The 20,441-nt window shown below is 50.3% G+C and carries 19 protein-coding genes; 7 read left to right on the top strand and 12 right to left on the bottom strand.

The annotated features are described in order from the left end of the window. The first annotated feature begins 157 nt into the window (after positions 1–157). Positions 158–1,003 (top strand): AraC family transcriptional regulator, encoded by an 846-nt coding sequence (locus EBB54_RS15025; protein ID WP_125128024.1) that lies wholly within the window; start codon positions 158–160, stop codon positions 1,001–1,003. A 9-nt stretch (positions 1,004–1,012) separates the two neighbouring features. Continuing rightward, positions 1,013–1,480 (top strand): hypothetical protein, encoded by a 468-nt coding sequence (locus EBB54_RS15020; protein ID WP_125128023.1) that lies wholly within the window; start codon positions 1,013–1,015, stop codon positions 1,478–1,480. Between the two features lie 97 nt (positions 1,481–1,577). Here EBB54_RS15020 and EBB54_RS15015 read toward each other — a convergent pair whose 3' ends face one another. Continuing rightward, positions 1,578–3,764: an alpha-galactosidase gene (locus EBB54_RS15015; protein ID WP_125128022.1), complete on the bottom strand. Its 2,187-nt coding sequence runs from the start codon at positions 3,762–3,764 to the stop codon at positions 1,578–1,580. A 785-nt stretch (positions 3,765–4,549) separates the two neighbouring features. Here EBB54_RS15015 and EBB54_RS15010 point away from each other — a divergent pair. Together EBB54_RS15010 and EBB54_RS15005 are read left to right on the top strand one after the other, a co-directional pair. Then, entirely contained in the window at positions 4,550–6,109 is a 1,560-nt protein-coding gene (locus tag EBB54_RS15010) for a hypothetical protein (RefSeq protein ID WP_125128021.1), read from the top strand. A gap of 127 nt (positions 6,110–6,236) precedes the next feature. After that, on the top strand, positions 6,237–6,731 hold the full coding sequence (locus tag EBB54_RS15005) for a helix-turn-helix domain-containing protein (RefSeq protein WP_125128020.1): 495 nt from the start codon (positions 6,237–6,239) through the stop codon (positions 6,729–6,731). Here EBB54_RS15005 and EBB54_RS15000 read toward each other — a convergent pair. Next, complete coding sequence (locus EBB54_RS15000; RefSeq protein WP_125128019.1) at positions 6,690–7,595, bottom strand: YaaA family protein; 906 nt, start codon at positions 7,593–7,595, stop codon at positions 6,690–6,692. The two genes, EBB54_RS15005 and EBB54_RS15000, sit on opposite strands and share 42 nt — an antisense overlap. 107 nt (positions 7,596–7,702) lie before the next feature. Beyond that, positions 7,703–7,966, bottom strand: coding sequence for a zinc ribbon domain-containing protein (locus tag EBB54_RS14995; RefSeq protein ID WP_162307241.1), 264 nt, complete (start codon positions 7,964–7,966; stop codon positions 7,703–7,705). A gap of 263 nt (positions 7,967–8,229) precedes the next feature. Here EBB54_RS14995 and EBB54_RS14990 point away from each other — a divergent pair, with 263 nt between their 5' ends. Next, positions 8,230–9,102: a DMT family transporter gene (locus EBB54_RS14990; protein ID WP_125128017.1), complete on the top strand. Its 873-nt coding sequence runs from the start codon at positions 8,230–8,232 to the stop codon at positions 9,100–9,102. Between the two features lie 63 nt (positions 9,103–9,165). Here EBB54_RS14990 and EBB54_RS14985 read toward each other — a convergent pair whose 3' ends face one another. The 3 genes from EBB54_RS14985 to EBB54_RS14975 all read right to left on the bottom strand — a co-directional run bounded on the left by EBB54_RS14985 (position 9,166) and on the right by EBB54_RS14975 (position 13,959). Further along, entirely contained in the window at positions 9,166–11,652 is a 2,487-nt protein-coding gene (locus EBB54_RS14985; RefSeq protein ID WP_243127680.1) for an ABC transporter permease, read from the bottom strand. A 301-nt stretch (positions 11,653–11,953) separates the two neighbouring features. Next, on the bottom strand, positions 11,954–13,114 hold the full coding sequence (locus tag EBB54_RS14980; protein ID WP_162307153.1) for an ATP-binding protein: 1,161 nt from the start codon (positions 13,112–13,114) through the stop codon (positions 11,954–11,956). A 131-nt stretch (positions 13,115–13,245) separates the two neighbouring features. Next, complete coding sequence (locus EBB54_RS14975; RefSeq protein ID WP_004072640.1) at positions 13,246–13,959, bottom strand: LytR/AlgR family response regulator transcription factor; 714 nt, start codon at positions 13,957–13,959, stop codon at positions 13,246–13,248. 382 nt (positions 13,960–14,341) lie between these two features. On the opposite strand from EBB54_RS14975, the gene EBB54_RS14970 reads away from it, so the two are divergent. After that, positions 14,342–14,662, top strand: a complete 321-nt coding sequence (locus EBB54_RS14970) for a FlxA-like family protein (protein ID WP_125128014.1) — start codon at positions 14,342–14,344, stop codon at positions 14,660–14,662. Between the two features lie 93 nt (positions 14,663–14,755). Here EBB54_RS14970 and EBB54_RS14965 read toward each other — a convergent pair whose 3' ends face one another. Beyond that, positions 14,756–15,196 (bottom strand): MerR family transcriptional regulator, encoded by a 441-nt coding sequence (locus EBB54_RS14965; RefSeq protein ID WP_125128013.1) that lies wholly within the window; start codon positions 15,194–15,196, stop codon positions 14,756–14,758. 326 nt (positions 15,197–15,522) lie between these two features. Here EBB54_RS14965 and EBB54_RS14960 point away from each other — a divergent pair, with 326 nt between their 5' ends. Continuing rightward, complete coding sequence (locus EBB54_RS14960; RefSeq protein ID WP_243127679.1) at positions 15,523–16,200, top strand: hypothetical protein; 678 nt, start codon at positions 15,523–15,525, stop codon at positions 16,198–16,200. A 68-nt stretch (positions 16,201–16,268) separates the two neighbouring features. Here EBB54_RS14960 and EBB54_RS14955 read toward each other — a convergent pair whose 3' ends face one another. From EBB54_RS14955 to EBB54_RS14935, 5 genes are all read right to left on the bottom strand, one after another. After that, positions 16,269–17,075, bottom strand: a complete 807-nt coding sequence (locus EBB54_RS14955) for a helix-turn-helix domain-containing protein (protein WP_162307152.1) — start codon at positions 17,073–17,075, stop codon at positions 16,269–16,271. 127 nt (positions 17,076–17,202) lie between these two features. Beyond that, positions 17,203–17,964, bottom strand: a complete 762-nt coding sequence (locus tag EBB54_RS14950) for an ABC transporter permease (RefSeq protein WP_125128011.1) — start codon at positions 17,962–17,964, stop codon at positions 17,203–17,205. Further along, positions 17,961–18,857: an ABC transporter ATP-binding protein gene (locus EBB54_RS14945; RefSeq protein WP_125128010.1), complete on the bottom strand. Its 897-nt coding sequence runs from the start codon at positions 18,855–18,857 to the stop codon at positions 17,961–17,963. The genes EBB54_RS14950 and EBB54_RS14945 overlap by 4 nt, the downstream gene beginning before the upstream one ends. A gap of 1 nt (position 18,858) precedes the next feature. Beyond that, positions 18,859–19,065, bottom strand: coding sequence for a PLDc N-terminal domain-containing protein (locus tag EBB54_RS14940; protein WP_125128009.1), 207 nt, complete (start codon positions 19,063–19,065; stop codon positions 18,859–18,861). Between the two features lie 143 nt (positions 19,066–19,208). Beyond that, the gene (locus tag EBB54_RS14935; protein WP_125128008.1) at positions 19,209–20,330 is read right to left on the bottom strand and encodes a helix-turn-helix transcriptional regulator; all 1,122 of its coding nucleotides are present in this window, start codon (positions 20,328–20,330) and stop codon (positions 19,209–19,211) included. Positions 20,331–20,441: the final 111 nt, after the last annotated feature.

Below are 20,441 nucleotides of genomic sequence, written 5' to 3'. Positions count from 1 at the left end.
TGTTTTTGGGAAATAAAAAATGGCGCGCAATGGAAGCGGCCAGGCCCCAAAAAGGAACGATAAAGCTTCGCCGCCTCTCTTTTTTGTGCATAAAAAGAGAGGTATTCGAAACAATATAGAAGTATTATGGAATTGACTGATGAAAAGGAGCAGGAACATGGAATGGATAGAACGGCTGAATAAAACACTCTCTTATATTGAGGAACATCTCACAGAAGAAATACGTTATGATGAGCTTGCGCGCATAGCCTGCTGCTCTACATATCATTTTCAAAGAATGTTTGCATATATGGCAGGCGTTCCTCTCTCGGAGTATATCCGACGCAGGCGGATGTCTTTAGCAGCCCTTGACCTGCAGAGCGGTGAAGAAAAAATCATTGATATTGGTATGAAATATGGATATTCTTCTCCGACCGCATTTAACAGGGCGTTTCAAAGCGTGCACGGCACAGCGCCGTCAGCAGCCAGAAAAGAGGGAACGCCTGTAAAGTCTTATCCTCCGATCAGTTTCAAAATAACCGTAAAAGGAGCAGAAGAAATGAACTACCGGATTGAGGAAAAAGCAGCATTCCGTATTGTCGGCGTATCCTGGCCGCTGGATCAGGAAATGGAACACAATTTCAGGGCTGTACCGCAGATGTGGCAGAAGGCAGCGATGGACGGCACGCTTGAAAAAATCACACCGCTTATGAACGGTCAGCCTATGGGCGTTTTAGGCGTCAGCGCCTGCAACGATCAAGAAGAATGGAAATATTTCATCGCCGTATCTTCTTCCTCTGAAATAGACAGCTCTTTAGAGGAATATGTTGTCCCTGCCTGTACATGGGCAATTTTCAGTGGAACCGGGACGGGCATATCCATTCAGGAATTAGAACAGCGCGTTGTAACAGAATGGCTCCCGACGTCCGGCTATGAATTTGCCAATGGTCCAGATATAGAAGTTTATCTAAATCCTGATCCCAGCAATATGCAGTATGAAGTCTGGCTGCCGATCAAAAAATGAAGGAAAAACATGACAGATAAAAATTATAGTGAATTTTTAGAAATTACAGGCCCAAGCAGGAGACAGGTTGAAGAAATCAACGATTTTCTTATGGACAGCCGCTGCAGGCGTGAAATCAAAACGTCGAAAAGCGGATTTACCGTCTCCTATCTTTTGGAAGAGAGCAAAAAAACATTGGCAACCTTTGTTTGCAGAAAAACAGGGATCAAATTGAGGATTTATCCCCAGCGGCTTCCAGAATATATGGAATTTTTGGATACACTTCCGGCAAAGATGAAAAAAGAGATTATAAAGTCCTCTGTCTGCAAACGCCTTATAAATCCCGATGACTGTAATCCGAAATGCGCGATGGGATATGACTTTTTCATGGATAATACGCGCTATCAAAAATGCAGGTACATGGCGTTTATGCCGGCTGTGACCGAAGAGAGTACGCCATTTATCAAAGAATTTTTGCGAAAAGAGTTCATGCAGTAAAGCGTTAGAAGCAGCACAGCAGAAAATGAAAATCAAAAAAGGGAGCTGTTGTATCCAGGATTTTTGATCCTTGTACAACAGCTCCTCTTCGATGCAGTTAGATTTGTTTCAGATAGAACTGGAAGGAACTGTATTCCGGTACTTCTCTGTCAATGGGAAGGCCGGCGTACATCAGCGCCGCGCCGGAAAGCACCTGCTCCCCGTTGTTGATCCGATACATGGCATCCGGGATCAGCCCTTTGGCCTTCACATATTCCTGGGGCCCGTTGCAGGTCAGGTTTGTCACCACCACGCTCAGCAGCGATTCTGCTTTATCCTTCGTCACATGCTGCCATGCCGTCATATTTCCCACTTCAAAAGGATTGCTCAGCCGGTAATAATCCCCGCCGAAGATGATGGGATAATATTTCCGGAAGAGATCGCTCTGTTCCCGGCAGATTTCCTGCTCCTCTTCGGACAGCTTTGACGCGTCCAGCTCATACCCGAAGGTTCCGCACATGGCCACCACGGCTTTTGTCCGGAGCGGAACAAACCGGCCGCTGTCGGAGATGTGCGCTCCCATGGTGGAGATGGGATACACGAAAGAGGTTCCGTAGTGGAGCTTCAAACGGTCAATGGGATTGTTGTTGTCGCTGACCCAGTACTGGGGATAGTAGTGCAGCATACCGGGATCATACCGTCCGCCGCCGCCGCTGCAGCCCTCAAAGAGGATATCCGGGTGGGTCAGGATGATCTCATTCATCACCCGGTACAGGCCCAGGATATAGCGGTGGTACACTTCTCCCTGCTTGTCAGCGGAAAGCACATTGGACCAGATATCGGCAAGGGAGCGGTTGATGTCCCATTTTACATAGTAGATATTTGCATCGTCCAGGATCGCATTGACGCTTTGGATGAGGTAATCCTGCACCTCTTTGCGGCTCATATCCAGCGCCATCTGGTTTCGGCTGCGGACCGCGTGGCGGCCAGGAATCTGCATGGCCCATTCGGGGTGGGCGCGGTACAGGTCGCTGTCCTCGGAAACCATTTCCGGTTCGAACCAGATGCCGAACTTCATTCCCAGGTTGTTGATCTGCTCCACCAGCTTGTGCAGTCCGCCCTTGATCTTTTCTTCATTGACCACCCAGTCGCCCAGGCCGCTGTTGTCATCGTCCCGTTTTCCAAACCAGCCGTCGTCCATGACCAGCATATCGACGCCCATGTTTTTCGCGGCCTTGGCAATTTCCACAAGCTTTACATCGTCAAAATCCATGAACGCGGCTTCCCAGCTATTGATCAAAACGGGCCGCTGCACTTCGGAAACAAACTTGCTCCTGCAAAGGTTGGTGCGGTAAAAATCATGGTACAGATGGGTCAGTCCGGTGAAACCGTGTTCGGTGAACGCCATGACCACCTCCGGGCCTTCAAACTGTTCTCCGGGTTTGATCTCGTACACAAACTGCTTGGGGTTGATCCCCATAACCAGGCGGAGCTGGTCATACTGATCCAGTTCGGCTTCTGCGAGAAAATTGCCGCTGTAGACCAGCGAGAAGCCATAGCATTTCCCATAGTCCTCGGTGGCTTCCCTGCCGCAGAGAACCACAAAGGGGTTCTGCTGGTGGCTGGATGAGCCGCGCACACTTCCGATGGTGTGGATGTGGTGGGTCATTTTCTGACGTTCCACCTGCCGTTCCTGGCCGTACCTGCCCGGCAGGCTGACCAGATCCATATCCAGCCCGTTCAGAAAATCCAGGCAGACCGACATGATCTTTTTTAACTGGATCGAAGCCGTTCCCTTGTTGACGACCTTTACGGCACGGGTGATCATATCGGCTTTTTCAAATACACTGTATAATAAAATGACTTCCACGCTGCTGATCTGATCCGTCAGTACGATTTCCAGCGTATCCGCCCGTTCGTCCTCTTTTGCAAAGGTACAGGGCAGGGTATCGAGCTGGTATTTTCCCTCCCGGATCGTGAAGCGCGAGACTTTTCCATTGAAGGAATAGCTGCCGTCCGCATTGACGACTTCGATGCTTGTGGTGCGGAAGTCGCCCTGCTGCTGGGTACTGAATTCCTGCGGCTGTGCGTCCAGGGAAAATGTCCTGGCATCCCTCGATTCATAAGGGTTCCCGGAAAATCCCCGGTCATACTGCATGATCTGGTAGTTCAAGTCCGCGTCGCAGATAGACGGCCCGTAGTATAGATGCAGCAGATAGTCCAGATTTCCGATTTTCATCTGGTAAGATGTGTGCGCTGTCTGCAGAGTAAAGGTTTTTGCCTGTTCGTTAAAAATAATCGACATAATTGACCTCCTAATCACAAAGTATACCCAAGGGCATCCCATTATGGCCATGCGGCCGTTTCACAAGGTATACCCAAGGGCATCCCATTATGGCCATGCGGCCGTTTCACAAGGTATACCCAAGGGCACCCCATTATGGCCGCGGTGCTGATACTTTTGTATTTTGCAAACATAGTATAACAGGAATGGCAGTGGAAATGAATGGTTATAATGTACGGAAAAATATTGAAAAAGTTGGTTATTGTTGCTGTTCACATGCAATGTCATTTACTGTTTATCTGGGCGGCAGCGGATGATTGGTATGCTGACAGTTACTGTTCACGGTGCCTTGCACCCTGCTGCAAGGCATCCGGCCAGTAAAATAGCGGTTGTGTGCATCCAGCCCCTCGTCGTCAGGCGACTTTTCAATGGGCTGGATGCGTTACAGTTCGCGGCCGGTTGGGCCGTGAACTGTAACTGCTGACAATGGAAATTATGTAAAAAAATGATGCCAAGAATTGCAGCATTTTTGTTTATTCTGTATAATATAAGGATGTTATGGTTCATAGTCAGTTCACTTATATACGCAAAAACAGCCGGCAAGGCTGTCTGCCGATGCAGCGCATTTTTACGTTTTGCTTATATGCGGGGAGTGACTGATTTCAGCCATATAAAAATCATCAAGCAGCTTCGTACAAGCTATGCTTGCCGAATTTGCCCGTTGATTTTTATATGGCTGTGAATCATAACACAGGGATACATATGTGGCGGCTTCATGTTTGACAGAAAGGACAGGTGACCGAAAAATGGAAGAAACGATACAGGCCGGGTACGGCGAAGCAGTTGGGGAACACACGAACCGGGCCGCAGGCTTCTGCGCGCTGCTGGGAATGGTATTGCTCCTGAATCAGGGGGGAACCGGGGCGGAAGGAATGGCTCGGGATGAGCAGGAGATCGCGAGAGTGGAGAGCAGTGATCTTGCGAATCAGATAAAAGGGGGAGGGCTGTCGGGGCAAAATGAGATATTGAAAGATGCAGAGACATTGGTTTTGAAGATGCTGCCTTTGCAGGATAGGGGTGAGGGCAATCTGCGTTTGTCTGAGGCCATACCGGAACCGTCATTGAGACTGCCGGAGCTATCGGACGGAGGAACTGTCTGGGAAGCGGTACAGGAGCAAACAGACAGGATGCCGGGAGACAGGACGGCGGATTTCAGCATGTCCGGAGGCAGTGCCTGTCAGACAGAACCGGGGATATCCGGAGCCGGGGAGGGAAATGAACTGCTGCGTCAGGCGGCGCCTGGGGATACTGCCGATGCCGGAATGGAGATGAATCCGGCTGCATCGTCGGGGGAAGGGGCAGCAGTCGAGAAGCTGGTGGTGCCGGAGTCCTTCCCGAATGTCGGAAATACTGTGGAGCCGATGGTACCGGAAATGCCTTCGGATACCGGAAATACTGTGGAACCGATCGTGCCGGAAACACCCTCGGATATCGGAAATACTGTGGAGTCAATCGTGCCGGAAACGCCTTCTGATATCGAAAGCAGCGTGAAACCGACGGTGCCGGGAGCGTCCTCCGATACCGGAAATACTGTGGAGCCAATCGTGCCGGAAACACCCTCGGATACCGGAAATACCGTGGATCCGATCGCCCCGGACATGCCTTCGGACATTGGAAGTTCCGAGAAGCCGATTGTCCCGGACATACCTGCCGACAATGAGGAGGTCAAAGACCCTTCCCAGCCGGATCAGGATTCCTCCCTGTCCACCGGGGACGATGACGCGGCGGCCGATACCGGGGCGGGAGAGAACCAGGATCAGGACGCACCTTCCTGTTTCCTGCTGGATGAGATGGGGATGCTCTGCGGATTTCTGCCGGAATATGCGGAAATTGCCGACGGATGCCTGACCCTTCCGGCAGAATGCACGGGGATTCGAAGCGGTGCATTTTCCGGGAGCGGAGCGGGTATCGTGGAATTATATATTCCGGCCAGGGCCGCTGTGGTGGAAGAGGGCGCCCTTTCCGGCCTGGTCTCCCTGGAATGGATCGACGTGGAACCCGGAAATCCCGGATGCACCGGCGGCTGCGGCGTCCTGTTCGACAGTACGGGGACGGTGCTGCTTGCATTTCCCGCCGCATGGATGGACGTCTATGCAGTGCCGCCTTGTGTCACAAGGATCGCAGGCCGGGCGTTTGAAGGAACCTCGATCTACAGGCTGGATATCCGGGACTGTATGGGACTTACATTCGGAGAACAGGTTTTCGGGGCTTCGGGCGGAAACGGGATTCAGGTGGCTGTGCCGGAACAGGAGCTGGAACTGTATACAGACATGCTGGCCGGATACGCGGTAACGGTGACAAAATAAAAAACGTTCCCCACGCTGTCAAGCTGTGGGGAGTTGCTTTTTGGCAGCCGTCAGGTTCTTTTCCGGCAGAGTTTCATGGTATAGAATCAATTACAGAAAACAGAAAAGAAAGGACGGCGATATTTCCATGAATACAAATCTCATATCCCGATATCTGCAGCGGCTGCGCAGGGAGCAGGGCTTCACCCAGGAGGAACTGGCGCAGACGATTCACATATCCAGGCAGGCGGTGTCAAAATGGGAGACAGGGGCGGCAATACCGGATCTGGATACGCTCCTGAAGCTTTCCCGGTTATACGGCCTGACCATCAACGAAATCCTGGAGCCGCGGATTTCAGACAGCGAGGTACAGGACTTTGAGGATATCATAAACACAGACCCCGCCTGGTTAAAGAAAATTCTGGATGAATTTGAGGTGGAAGCTGTGATTAAGGCATCCATGGGAGCCTCACCGGCGGTACAGAATTTTCTGCAGGGTATTTATGGGGACACAGATTTTCAAAAAGTGCAGAACCGGATCGGACGAATCCGGGTGGAAGAGGTGGAGTCCCTCCAGAACCAGATCGTCGCCGCGGTTCAATTATCGGAAGACTCCCCGGTGTCCTCCTTCCGGGCTTTTTAAAAAGACATACGCCCGATCTGAAGAGAGCTCCTCATGGAACCGATAGTTTAATTGCCGGAAATCCCGCAGCCCGCGCACATCCTGGATCTGGTTTTCCGCCATCCAGCGAACCATCTCCCCACGGGCCATCTTAGCAAGCGTGCCCTTTACCTTCACCCGCCCGTCCGCCAATTCTCCGAAAATGCAGGAAACCCATGTCACGGAAGGCGCGATAAAAGGAAGGACGCTCTTGCTGTATTCGTCGGAGGCCAGGTTGACAATCTGCAGGGCGTCCGCATCTGCAGGCGTCTTTGCGGCCGGGCCCGCGCTCAGCAGGGAATCCGTGTCTGCGGGCGTCTTTGCGGCCGGGCCCGCGCTCTGCAGGGCATCTATATCTGCAGGTGTCTCGGCGGCCAGATGCCGGTAAATGGAATCCCCCCAGTATTCATACAGGGAATTGACAGAGCCGAGGGCTTCCCTCACAGGGGTTAGTTTGGCCTGCATTTCCAGACGGTAGGGGATTACCCCGTCGGTGGGCCGCAGAATCCCGTAAAAACCGGACAGAATCCGCAGATGTTCTTCAGCATATGTCCACTGGGATTCAGAAAAAATATGGGGCGCCATATACTGATACTGGATGCCCTCATAAGCCAGAAGCGCGGGGGTCAGGTGTCTGCCCGGCACCCAGGCATGAAGCCGCTCGTAGTTTTGGACAGCCAGCTTTTCGCTGCATTTCCAGAGCTTTTTTAATTCCTCAAAAGAGAGGTTCCGCAATGCGGTATGGAGCTGCCCGGCCTTTTCCTGAAAAACAGGGGCCGAAAGCCGGCAGGAGTAATCCTCAAATATACGCATTTTTTTCGCAGGGGAAATGATGATTTTCAGCATGTTTTAAAAATCCTCTTTCAGTAAAAATTACAGGGCGCCGCCAAATATACATTTGCCGTTTCTACATTATAAATCCTTTTTTCCTAAAATGGAAGAGCCATAAGCGGTCACTTTTTCCAGCGTTTCAATGTGGGAAACCAGGCAAGCATGCTTTTTCTTGCATCTTCCTCGGTCATATTGGGATCGGCAGCCGCCATATTCGGGACGCACAGCTCAATCATTTCTTCCATCGTACCATGGAAAGTAAAACTGCCGTTTTCAAAACAATACCTGCAGTAGTCCGCATGTTTGCTGCCGTCGGCATTTGTTCCGTACAGTTCATCCGTTTCTCCCATCGGCATCCCGCAGCACTGACAAAATTTCTGGTTCATTTCATTCATGTTTCTTCCCTCTTTCTTTCGAATGTGTCTGACTGTATCTTGCCGTCTTAATCTAACACACATATCCTGACATCTTTTGTCAGGGTTTGGGAAATAAATGACCTGTGCAGCCAAAACATGTCCTTCTGCCGATGCTGCGCATCTTGATTTTTATATGGCTGTAAATAGTAACAAAAAATCAAAAAAGTACTTGTTTTCAGCCCTGTTACAGTTAAAATAGAAAGAAGAAAAAAGTAGCCGGGAGGACACAAAGGATGAAAGAAACAGAAAACAAAACAGGAAAAGCCCGCATGGAGCTGGTCGTTTCCATGACCGTATTCGGTACGCTTGCCGTATTTGTACGGGGAATCCCGCTGCCCTCCGGGGAGCTGGCGCTGTACCGGGCGGTTCTGGCGGCGCTTCTGATCCTTGTATATTTTCTGGCCGGCAAAACAAGGATCCAGGTTTCACTGCTGAAAAAAGAACTGGCCGTCCTGCTGCTTTCAGGCGCGGCGATGGGGCTGAACTGGATTCTGCTGTTTGAAGCCTACAGATACACAACCGTCTCCGCGGCAACACTGAGCTACTACGCGGCTCCGGTCATCGTGACCATGCTCTGCCCGGTATTTTTTCATGAAAATCTGACAAAAAAACAGGTCTTGTGCTTCGTCATGTCAACGGCAGGGGTGGTGCTGATCATCGGCATCCGTAACTTGACCGGCGGGGGAAAAGACCTGGTCGGTATCCTGCTGGGATTGGGGGCGGCGGTATTTTACGCAGCGGTCATTCTGCTGAATAAGCTGATCAAGGGCGTTTCCGGAATCCAGCGTACATTTCTGCAGTTTCTGGCGGCCATTGCCGTGCTCATTCCCTATGTGGCCTGCACCGGCGGCTTCCATCTGGCAGAGCTTTCCGGCGCGGGGTGGGGCAGCCTGCTGATCGTGGGCTTGTTCCATACAGGGGTGACCTACTGCCTGTACTTTTCCGCCCTGAAAGAGCTGCGGGGGCAGGAGGCCGCCATCCTGAGCTACATCGACCCCGCGGTGGCGGTCGTGATCTCCGTCTTGGTGCTGGGGGAGGGGATCACAGGACTGCAGGTCATAGGCGGGATACTGATCATTGGGTTTGCGGTGTGGAACGAAGTGTAGGGGCAGGGCAGAGGGGGCGGCATTTGTCTGCCCGTACAGAGGAGGCGTGCCCCTGGTTTCTTTTTATAACTCTGCCTCATGCAGCCGTTCCACAATGCTTTTGCGCTCTATATTTCGAAAACATACATACGGGATCAGCACTGCGAATATAAGCAGAACCGGCGTACAGGCTGCAAGGGGCGTCAATGTGAAACGAAACGTCGTATACCCTCCTTCGATCATGGGTTTCACAACGGCTTCCAACGCGGCGGCACTGATGATATAAGAGAGGGCCAGCGTCAATCCGACATAATGGAGTCCTTCAAAAATCAACATCATGCGGAGCTGCCGCCGGGTCATTCCGATGCTCTGCATCATGGCAAATTCTTTTTTGCGGCTTACGATGGCCGTAACCATGCTGTTTATAAAATTGAGGATGCCGACCAGCCCGGTTACCGCTGTGACAGCGTTCCCCATGACTGCTGAGGAACGCGTTTCTTTCTCAAACTGCTCTGCAATGGTCTGCCTGGAGATAAAGGGCAGGGGGCGGTTTGGATCAGCGGCAGATTCATCCAGCACGTTCTGGACAGAAGCGATCTGTTCATCGGCAGCGTCTATAAATAACTTCCGCAGCGTATTGTCCGGCCACAGTTCCCGGAACGTGTCCTCGGGCAGAATAAATCCCAGTTCAAAGCCTGTACCTGCCCCTGTTTCTAATGCGCCTTCCTCAATGGGTTCGATGGGATAGACGACCGCCATGACCGTATAGGCTTTCCCTTCTATTGTAATTGTGTCTCCGACGGATGCCGTAGGAAAAGGAGTCCCGTCTTCAAAGATTTCCCGTTCTGCTGCAGGGCAGACTGCAAGGACATACCTGCCGGTCTCAAATGCTTCTGCATGGTAAGTTCCCGCATAAATAAACCCATCCTGGACAATCGTTTCCAGGGGAATCCCGCTGATGCCGTACATCACCACGTCTGTTTTCCGGCTTTTGACGGCTTCCTTCATCGCCTGGGCAACATCCGGCGTATAGCGTTCGGCGATTTGAAATACATCCGACTGAGTAAATCGGCGGAGATTTTCTGCCGTCCCTTCATCCATTTTCCAGGTGAGCTGGTGGGTGTACAAGCGGCCTGTTTTTTCGATTCCTTCCAGCGATTCCATTTTTGAAACGAAGTTCTCGCTTAAAGTATCTCCCTTCGGGTTGTAGCCCCGGATATAATCTTCGTCTGAGGCGTCCGAAAGCTCAAAGTCTGAAATTGTCAATTCCGACAGGTATTTTTCCATATCAAAGGATGTGTTTTTCACGTAGAAACAGCTTAACAGGACGAGCCCCAGCGTCAGAGAGCAGATGACCGTGACGGTCCTCTTTTTATTGCGCCCCAGATTCGCCCATGCCATACGATACAAAGAAGCTCCTTTTCTGCGCATCTTTTCTTTTTTCCTCATCGCGCTGCCCGAATCATTGTACCTTAAAGCCTCCATCGGTGAAATTTTTCCCGCAAGGCGTGCCGGACGCAGACATGAGAGAAAAACGGTGATCCATGCAAATACCGCGGAACCGATAAAGATAACCGGATCAGCGGACACCGCTGCCGGATGGTTTTCACTCCCGATCAGAACAGGGACCAAAACCATTCCCAGCAGATACCCCAGCGTCAGTCCAATAGGGATTCCGATCAGGCACAGCCGGTTTGCCTGGCTGTAAATGAGCGCTTTCAACTGCTTTTTATCGGTTCCCAGGGTTTTCAATTTCCCGTAGAAACGGATGTCTGATGCGACAGATATTTGAAAGATATTATATATAATCAGATATCCCGCGAGAAAAATCAGGGCCATACCGAAATACATCGGAACATTTTCCTGCAGGGCCGTCGCTTTCATTTCAGGTGAATACGCAAGATTCACATTGTATTTTAAATCCTGCAGCCCTGTATCGGAAAGAATCGTTTTTACGTCTTCTTCAATATTGTTTTCGCGATACAAGTTGAGCTGCGCCATATGCATTCCAAAAAGCTGGCCGGATGCAGGGAGTTCTGCGCCGGAAATCATTTCATCGGCAAATGCTTTGCTGACCCATGCCATACTTGCATAGAGGGATTGGTTTCCTTCCCAGTATCCGCATAATCTGAAGCTGGAGGAAACGACCTTGTCATCCGTCAGATCTTTCCGCCATTCCAGGGTGACGGTCTGCCCGGTTTCGTGGGGAATCCCCAGACGGTCTAAGATGAAGGTGTCCAGTGCGATCTCGTCAGCGGCCTTAGGCATCGTACCTGCGCTGGGCTTTGCGAAAGAATGCTCTGCATAGCTGTCGTCGGCCCAGCGGATTTCGGTCTGCCGTCCCGCCAGCGCCGGGTTTTCCGCTATACCCAAAAGAATGCTTTCCCCCGCGTCCTTTGTATTCGGATGGCTTTTCAGCAAATCCATCTGTTTGTCCGTAACAGATTTGAAGGAAACCTGGGAATCATATCCGGTCCGTCGAAACGCCATTTCCTCCAGATTCCGGCTCATACTCCGGGACAGCACAAACAGGGCGGTAAACATCAGTGTGGTCAGTACTATTGCAAGCACAGACACAAAATTCCGGCCTTTATGATGCGCGGACAACCGTTTTGCCAGGACTGGAATCGGTCCAGATCCCCATAAATGTTTTGTTTTTATTTGACTCATTTTGCAACCCCGCTCTCCATGTATTGTTTACTTGACGAAAGTATACATAAAGGGAGGGCGCCCCTTCAACAGAGATTGCCTATTCAATCATTCACGCTGCGTAATCAATGAAAAACGGCGGGATAAAACGCAGCGTACCGCAGGAAAAGCCTTTGCTTTACTGCGGTACGCTCAAATTTCCCCGGCGTATCGTTCCCTCTGTTTATGGAATGGGAATCACGATTTTCAGGATAAATGCGCTCTGATCCTGCGAAACAGTCATTTGCCCGTCATAGGCTTCAACTGCCTGCCGGATATTTTTCAAACCAAATCCATGCAGGAACAAATCTTTTTTTCCGGTATCTGTTCCCTGATTTTTTTCCGGAAGCACATGATTTTTAAAAACAATGACCAGCATATCATGAATACGGCCGGCTTTGATGGTAATCAGGCGCTGGTCCTGGGGCAGTGTCATGCTGGCTTCCAACGCATTATCGATGGCATTTCCGAAAATGGTACTGATATCTAAGGGCGCGAGAAAGCTTCCGCTTTCAAACTGAATCACCGCGCTGAAATCAATCCCCTGTTCGTTTGCTTTTTTTGCTTTGTCACTTATGATGGTGTCGAGAAACGGATTGCCTGTACGCTGATAATTCTCGAAATCTGAAATCTGCTTTTGCAGATACTCCGTCATCTCCTGCAAAGGTTCGCTGCCCTTTTTTTCGCCCTGAAGAATCAAAAGGTGGTTTTTAAAATCATGGTAAATTGCCCTGACCCGTTCTTCATCTTTGAGTTTTTGCTCATAATATGCGTGTATGGCTTCCAACTCCCGCACTTTCTGCTGCGCCGTCTCTCTCTGGTGTTTCAAATAGCTGCTGTTTTTCAGATACAGGAACATCAGCAGAAGCAGGCATCCGAAAAGCGCGCAGCAGGTGGCAATGGTCGAATCAAACCAGTTCACATTGCCTGAAAAAAATCCCCGCCCAATACTGATATACGTCACAGCATAAGTGAAGATAGAATATAGAAACAAAACCGCCGCGTCCTTTGACTGCATTTCATAAGCATAATCTTGAAAAATCTTGTACAGGCAGAAAATAATACCGAAAAGCATCCCTAATTTTATAAGATAGTAGGGCCAGATATTTACAACGATATCTCCGTAAATCCTGCTGGTATGTCCGAATGCCGTCGCTGTCAGGATCAAACTGATCACATCATTCAGAACTAAAAGTATGAGATACAGCGAATATAACCCGATCAGCTTATACCATGCTTCCTTCAGGATCAATCGCTGTAAAATGAAAAAAACGGCGGCAGTCAGGATCACTTTCAGCGTTCCGAGAGGTACGATCCAGGTCAAGACACATGTGAGAATTACCATGACTATATAAGGCAGGACTTCAAGCGCTTTCTTTTCACATCTTCTGCAGAAAGCAGCAGTACATAAATAGAGCATAAAAATTTCTTCCGATGTAGCCAGCGTATCCAGGCATACATAAAAGAGTGTCTCCGTCATAATAACTGATTCCCCCAATAATCAGCCAGTTGTTTCATGAATGCCTTTCTCTTTAACTGGCTGATCGGAATTTTTTCATCCGTAAGCAAAATAATCTCCAGTTTTTCAATCCGCTTTACGTAGAACAGATTTACCAGATACCCGGAATGGCAGCGTACAAAGCCTTGCTGCCCCAATGCGGCTTCCATCTCCTTCATTTTCCGGTAACAGATCACATGTCCGTGTTCGGTATGCAGCAGAAGATTCCGATTGAAGGTTTCGATAAATTTCAAGCCTTTTAAAAAGACCTTGTACTTTCCGGTGTCATTCGAGACAATGATAAAAGGTTCTGTGTTTTGCCTGTGCTTCTTGATCCACTGATCCATCTCTTCTTTCAGCCGAACATAATGAATCGGTTTTATAATATAATTGACGGCCTGATATTTATACCCTTCCAGGCTGCAGCCGGACAGGGTAGTCAAAAAAATAAGAGCTACGTGTTCATCTCTCTGCCGTATCCTCTCTGCTGTTTTCAAACCATTCAGATCATTCATTTTAATATCCAGGAAAATCAAATCGACCGTAGCATCGTATGCTTCCACTAAATCCAGGCCGCTGCTGTAGGTACTGATCTTGATCTCTTCTCCTGATTCCAGAGCATATCTCTTCAACAATGCTGTTAAGTGCGTCAAAAAGTCCCGCTCATCATCGCATATCGCTATATGTATCATGTTATTCTCCGTAGGGATGTCCCTGTATTCTTAATTGATATTATAAATCACATGGTACGGATTCTCAATCCCGTTTTGCAATTAAAAATGCGGCCTGTAACGCATCCATTACTGTTCACAACGTTTGGGTGCTCCAGTAACAGTATCCAGCCCATGAAAAGGGGGAACAGACCCTGCAAGGGAATGAGCAGCATTTCAGTACATTCAGATGACAGTTCATGGCGAAACACTTGAAAATCTGCAGGCGGGGGATATACTGTACTTATAACCCGAGGGATTTTCTTGCTCTCGGAGAAATGAGTACTCTCGGAAACCCAGCCGCAAAGATGGGTGCAAGGGAGTTTCCGAGACCGCTCGAAATGAGAAATGGAGGAAAACGGATATGATGATTTCTGGTATAGGTGCCTCAAACGGGACTCAAAATCAGGTTCCCTCTGCAGACCTGCGGTTCATTGAGTCGAAGATCCAAAAGCTGAAGCAGCAGTTGAAGCAGGTAAAGGGAGATGATCAGATCCCTCCTGAGGAAAAGGAAAAAAGAATCCAAAAACTGGAGGAGCAGATCAAAAGGCTGGAGGAACAGAAGCGGAAGCTGGAACAAAAAGAAGAGAACAAAGCCTCCGATCCGGGAGATCCTGCGGCAAAAGGCCCTTCCGATCTCCCGGCGGATGAGAATCTGGGAAATTATGTCGATACATGGGGGTAAAGGGGACGCCTGTGCCCCTGTGTATCCGGTCTGTCCTACGGAGGAGGGGATTTCAGGATGACCTGCCAGACCTTAAAAACGTCCGGCCGTCCTTCAATCTTCATGTGCATGATCAAAGAGTTTCTGTATAGATTCCGGAAGGCGGTCGGGCAGCATCTCCTGGATGCGGTCCTCATTGCCGTCTGCCGACGCCTGTTCGTAATACCAGCACTTGTAGCAGATCATATCCAGCGTTTTCTGCATCTGTTCCATTTTGTGCTCCATCAGTTCCTTCTGACGGAGAAAAAATTCATATCTCAGCCGGTAGGTGGAGCTCCCCTGTGAACACCATTCCATAAACCGCTTAATATCCTTGATCTCCAGGCCTGATTTTTTCAGGCATTCGATCAGCCGCAGCTTTTCCAACTCGTTCTCACTGAATTTCCGAATCCCCGAGACCCGTTTCAATTCCGGAAAGAGCCCTTCCTTGTCATAGTACCGTAGTGTGGAAACCGGCAGATGGAACATTTCAGAAACCTGGCCTATTGTATACATGATCATTCCTCCTGAGTATTGTGAAAATAAGCGGAATAGTCCGCTGTGCATAATATCTTAACCTAAAGTCAGGTCAAGATGTCATGACTAAAATAACACAGAATCCGGGAAAAGTCAATTTGCATTGATTTTGCTTATTTACTTTCTCTGCCCTGTCTGTTATACTTGTCATGTGAAAACCTATCGGACGCCATTCCGGCTGTCCGGCAATTCTGGCATCTCGCCGTATTTCACAGCAATTGAAACCCATTGGTTTATAGTTTACAAAAGAAAGGACTTACAGCCTATGTCTGCAAAAAACAAACCTGGCAGCTCGATACTGTGGGATGAAATTCTCAAAGCCATCGTGGATGCCATGCCGGAACAGCTTTCCCCGCTCTGCCGTCATTTATCCGGAGAAGAATAGCCGCATTCCGGATGTTCTGCGCTGCCGCATCATTTTTCAGGACGGGAGCGAGCATATTTACCAGATCCCTACTGTCAGAATCCAGTCCTATTCCCTGGAGGAGATCCAGGAAAAGCACCTGAACCTTTTTCTACCCTACGTTCTGCTCCGGCTGCGTCCCCGGTTGAATCCGAAAAGGAAGTCTCCTTTGACAAAAAATGAATTGACAGCCTTTGTTGACAAGGTTATGATAATACTAAAAGATGAAGTGGAACAGGGATATTTGACAGAGCAGGAATATGACGATTATGTGAACCTGTTCCGCCGTGCCGCAGAAAACATATTTGAGAAGCATGCCGATTTTGAAAGAGAGGTGGATCGTATGACGAAACCAATGATTGAACTGCCCAGCGTCCTTCAAAAACGTCTGTACGCGGAGATTGACAGTTTGAATGCGAATAAAGAGGCATTGATTGCGGATAATGAGATATTGCTCGCAGACAAAGAAGCTCTCACTGCAGACAATGAAGCTCTCACTGCTGATAATGAGACGCTCACCGCAGAACTTGCCCGTATGAGAGCATTACTGGAGCAATATCACATCCCGGTAAATGCTTAATTTCGCTTTTACAGCAAAGAGCGTCCAATACGAATCTAACTAGATTTTATGTGTATCCTCCCGACCAATCAGCATGGTGATTGGCCGGTGGGTGACATGTACCTTCTGGCTGCCAGATGCATGGGCAGAAACAGCCCCGCCAGATACAGGATCAGCAGCAGAACCTGCCAGACCAGAAACCACATTGAATTTCGAAACAGGAGAAGGGGCAGTACAGAGGGCAGGGGCATAAAGACTATGGTGGCTGCCGACCAGATCCGCAGGGATTTTACAACATACGGCCAGTTGCTGTTGTTTAAGCCTGTCCGGAATAACGTCAGGGTAAACCCGCGGTCGTGATAGGTATAGATCTCATGCTCATCATAGTATGCGGGCAGCCGTTCTTTTATAAAAAACCACGCATAGACTCCCAGGCTCAGGCTGAGGATCTCAAACAATAGGAGGGGCATACACAGGGAAACAGGGTCTGCCGCGCTGACGGACAGGCCGAGGAAGATCAGAAATATCTCCAATACGGCAGCCGCCGTACAGCAGCCGAAAAAGAACGCATGACGTTTCAGGCGTTCTTTTTTCCGTTCGGGACTGTCCTCGGAAAAAGAAAGTGCTTTTTTGACCAGTATTTCCACCTGATCCGCATCCATTTCGGAAGCATGGTCGAGCTTCCGGCCTTCCAGCAGCTCGGTTACTGAAATGTCCAGGATCTCGGACAAAGGGATGAGCAGGGAGATATCGGGCATGCTCAGCCCCCGTTCCCATTTGCTTACCGCTTTATCCGACACAAATATTTTTTCAGCCAGATTTTTCTGTGTGTAGCCTTTGGCCTTCCGCTGCTTGGCCAGAAATTCCCCAAAGGCCGGTTTATCAATTTCAAACATGACGACACCTGCTTTCTTGGATTGATCTGGCTTTATTTTAATCATTTTTCGGAAAAAAGGCAATCGACCAGCGGTAGAATCCCCCAAAAGAGGCGAAAAACAGCTCTCTGTTCACACTTGTGGGTGCTCACAGATTTTTCCGGTTAAAGCAGGAGGCGGCCAGCAGCAGACAGACAGCCGCCATCGCGCAGGCAATCCCCATACTTGCATAATAATCTTTGGGGAAGGCGTTTCCGGACAGCAGGCTCATCCCGTCCAGCAGCTTCACCGGGAGAACGTTTCCAAGCTTGGGAAAGAGGCTCAGCACATATATGCCGAGAACCACCCCGCCGGTTCCAAGGAGCACCTGGGTGCTGGTATCTGCGGCTATGGAAAAGAGCAGCATCCAGGCAAGCACCCACACGCCGAACAGCCAGCAGCACACAGCGCCCAGCAGAGGAAACCGGGCAATGCCGTTATCCCAGAAAACCGCATTGTATCCGTAAGTGATCCCGTAACAGAGAAAAAACAGGACGGTCCAGGTTCCCAGCAGCAGGATCGTCTTTGCCGCCGCGATCCTGGGGCGGGAGAGTCCTTTTGTGACCACCGGGATTAACGTCCCCTTCTGATATTCCGTCGTAAATATTCCGCTGTGCAGCAGGACAAACACTCCCAGCGCCATGGGGATATTTTTGTAAAACTGGGTCCAGGAGGTCATGGCGTCCACGGTGACGGCGGTGAGGGCGAGACCGGATTCGGCAAGCTGTTCCACCATAATCTCCATCATCCAGGGCGTCAGCTTGGCGATGGCCGGATTCATGATCCCGAATAAAATAAATATCAAAAGCAGGAGCAGCAGCCGTCCGGTACGAACCAGCTCCATCCATTCTTTTTTCAAAAATGCCCTCATTTTCCGACCACCTCCATAAATAAATCCTCCAGTGCAGGCTCCATCCGTTCCACCCGCAGGACGGAAAGCCGTTTCTCTGCGATCCGGCCGAGAACCTCCGGCAGATGCTCAGGCTCGCGAAGCAGCAGGACATTGTGTCCCAGCCTTTGGAGAAACGGACATTCCCGGAGCAGCAGTCCGGCATCCCGGGCGTGCTCCATTTCCAGTTCCACCGCAGCGGTTCTGCGAATCTTCCGCACCTCTTCCAGTGTTCCTTTAAGCGCGATCCGGCCCTCATGAAGAAATGCCAGCTCATCGCAGATATGCTCCACATCCGACAGGATATGGGTGGAAAAAAGCACGGTCGTCTCTTTTTTTACCGCCACCAGGATATCCAGCAGTTCCTTCCGCCCGGCAGGGTCCAGGGCGGAGGTCGGCTCATCGCAGATCAGCAGCCTGGGGCGGTTCATCAGAGCCTGGGCGACGCCGAGCCGCTGCTTCATTCCCCGGGAAAAACCTTTGATCCGGCGGCGTTCCTGCTCCAGTCCCACAAGGGCAAGCAGCTCGGCAGCCCGCTTTTTTGTTTCTGGTTTCGGTATGCCTGTGATTTCACCGCAGAAGGCCAGGTATTCCGCCGGCGTCATGTAGGAGTAAAATTCAGGTACATCCGGCAGATAGCCGATAAACCGGTTTGTGTGTGTATTGCCGTAACGAACGGCCGAGCCGTTGACCGTGATCCTGCCTTCGTCGCAGGAGAGAAGCCCGAGGATCAGCTTCATGGCCGTGGTCTTGCCTGCGCCGTTTTGCCCCACGAAGCCGAATACCGTATTTTCCGGGACGGAAAAGCTGACATCCTGCAGGACCTCCTTTTCCCCAAAACGTTTTTTTACATGGGAAAGGGTCAGCATATCCATGTCAGCCGTCCTCCTTTCCCAGCAGAAAATACAGGACCGGGCCGATAAACTGCATCCCGATCACGGCAACCGTCAGCCACAGGGCGCGGCTTCCACGCTTATAGGTGGGGTGGGTCAGGATATGGTAAATGGTATAGGCCAGCAGCGCAAATTCTGCAATGGCCAATGGGATGATAAATGGCAGTATTTCGTAGATAAGATCAGGCATTTTGAATGACTCCTTTCAAAAAAATATAATTCAGATGGATAAATATATGGTTCAGATGGACAAACGTCAGTCCGCAGACTGACCCGCTTCCGCAAAAGTCAGACGGCAATTCTGTCTGCCGTTCCAAATGGATGAATGCAGCTCTAGTCTTCCGACAGGCGTTTATACAGACTGCGAAATTCCGGCGTTTCTTTCAGTTTTGAAAAAGCAGGGTGGGACAGCGACCCTGCGGCATTTTGTCTGACAAAGGCTTTGTTGCGGGGCGCTCCATCGCCCAGGGGAAGCTGTTCCATCCATTGTTCCAGCCGGTCAAAATAGTCATCCCCGTGAAGCGCGATGCGCTCCTGGCTCAAAAGGGAATTGACGCAATGTTCGAACCTTTGGAGCATTTCCAGGGCGTGCGCTGGATCCCCGTTTCCCGCATAGGTGACGGCGGCCTGGTAGTAGTACTGGGACGCCAGGTTCGGGTGCAGATGTTCCAGTTGACAGAGGTCTATGATTCCCTGTGCGCGCCTCATGGTCTCCCTGCACCGTTTGAAGTCTTCTGCATTTGTGAGCAGAAGCTGGATTGCATCGCTGACCAGATCCAGCAGATGGAGATAATGTCTGACCTGGGCGTAATCCCTGGCTTTTTCTGTATTGCCGGACATCAGGTGCGCCTGGATCAGCAAGGCTCCTGCGCTGCTCTGAAGTGAGAGATGGTTTACGTCCGCCGTTGGCTCCAGAAGTTCGATGGCTTCTGAGGGGACGCCCAGCTGCAGATGGAGCATGGCCTTGACGACCGCGGCATCGGCGCAGATTCCCGTATCCCGGCATCCTTCCAGAATCCGGCCGCAGAGCCGCAGGGCATCTTTTAGCATCTCCCGGCTGTCCTCTTTGCTTTCCGCCAGCATAAAATGGTTCAGGTACAGGACACAGAGCTGCAGCAAAAGCGGATAACAGGAGTAGTAGCGATGGGCCGTGGAGCGCACCTTTTCCCAAACCTCCGAGAAGGGAAGGTTCGCAAAATCCTGACAGAGCTCCATATAGCAGCGCCGGATCTGTTCCCGGGAGAGCTGCGCTTCATAGCCCAGCAGCCGGTCGATGGTCACATCAAAAAATGAGGCCAGCCGGGGCAGCAGCAGGATGTCCGGTGTGGTCTGGGCGTTTTCCCACTTGGAGACCGCCGCCTTGGTTACGCCGATAAAATCCGCAAGCTCTTCCTGGGTGATCTTCCGATCCCGGCGCAGGCGGATGAGGTTTTCTGATAAATGTAATTGGAACATGGTTGGTACCTCCTTAAGTACTGTTATTGTATCAAACGAACAAGGGTCTATACAATAGAGCGGATAGATACTTTGGGAGACAAAATCAACTGGTAGGAAACTAAACTGAAC

Source organism: Schaedlerella arabinosiphila, assembly GCF_003885045.1.
Taxonomy (GTDB): domain Bacteria; phylum Bacillota; class Clostridia; order Lachnospirales; family Lachnospiraceae; genus Schaedlerella; species Schaedlerella arabinosiphila.
Note: the sequence above shows the minus strand (reverse complement) of the source record. Positions and strands in the feature narration are given on the sequence as shown.

Bases quoted from the DNA above. Each gene is read 5' to 3' on its own strand.
- EBB54_RS15025 (WP_125128024.1), top strand. From the start codon at position 158: ATGGAATGGATAGAACGGCTGAATAAAACACTCTCTTATATTGAGGAA.
- EBB54_RS15020 (WP_125128023.1), top strand. From the start codon at position 1,013: ATGACAGATAAAAATTATAGTGAATTTTTAGAAATTACAGGCCCAAGC.
- EBB54_RS15015 (WP_125128022.1), bottom strand. From the start codon at position 3,764: ATGTCGATTATTTTTAACGAACAGGCAAAAACCTTTACTCTGCAGACA.
- EBB54_RS15010 (WP_125128021.1), top strand. From the start codon at position 4,550: ATGGAAGAAACGATACAGGCCGGGTACGGCGAAGCAGTTGGGGAACAC.
- EBB54_RS15005 (WP_125128020.1), top strand. From the start codon at position 6,237: ATGAATACAAATCTCATATCCCGATATCTGCAGCGGCTGCGCAGGGAG.
- EBB54_RS15000 (WP_125128019.1), bottom strand. From the start codon at position 7,595: ATGCTGAAAATCATCATTTCCCCTGCGAAAAAAATGCGTATATTTGAG.
- EBB54_RS14995 (WP_162307241.1), bottom strand. From the start codon at position 7,966: ATGAACCAGAAATTTTGTCAGTGCTGCGGGATGCCGATGGGAGAAACG.
- EBB54_RS14990 (WP_125128017.1), top strand. From the start codon at position 8,230: ATGAAAGAAACAGAAAACAAAACAGGAAAAGCCCGCATGGAGCTGGTC.
- EBB54_RS14980 (WP_162307153.1), bottom strand. From the start codon at position 13,114: ATGGTAATTCTCACATGTGTCTTGACCTGGATCGTACCTCTCGGAACG.
- EBB54_RS14975 (WP_004072640.1), bottom strand. From the start codon at position 13,959: ATGATACATATAGCGATATGCGATGATGAGCGGGACTTTTTGACGCAC.
- EBB54_RS14970 (WP_125128014.1), top strand. From the start codon at position 14,342: ATGATGATTTCTGGTATAGGTGCCTCAAACGGGACTCAAAATCAGGTT.
- EBB54_RS14965 (WP_125128013.1), bottom strand. From the start codon at position 15,196: ATGTATACAATAGGCCAGGTTTCTGAAATGTTCCATCTGCCGGTTTCC.
- EBB54_RS14960 (WP_243127679.1), top strand. From the start codon at position 15,523: ATGAAATTCTCAAAGCCATCGTGGATGCCATGCCGGAACAGCTTTCCC.
- EBB54_RS14955 (WP_162307152.1), bottom strand. From the start codon at position 17,075: ATGTTTGAAATTGATAAACCGGCCTTTGGGGAATTTCTGGCCAAGCAG.
- EBB54_RS14950 (WP_125128011.1), bottom strand. From the start codon at position 17,964: ATGAGGGCATTTTTGAAAAAAGAATGGATGGAGCTGGTTCGTACCGGA.
- EBB54_RS14945 (WP_125128010.1), bottom strand. From the start codon at position 18,857: ATGGATATGCTGACCCTTTCCCATGTAAAAAAACGTTTTGGGGAAAAG.
- EBB54_RS14940 (WP_125128009.1), bottom strand. From the start codon at position 19,065: ATGCCTGATCTTATCTACGAAATACTGCCATTTATCATCCCATTGGCC.
- EBB54_RS14935 (WP_125128008.1), bottom strand. From the start codon at position 20,330: ATGTTCCAATTACATTTATCAGAAAACCTCATCCGCCTGCGCCGGGAT.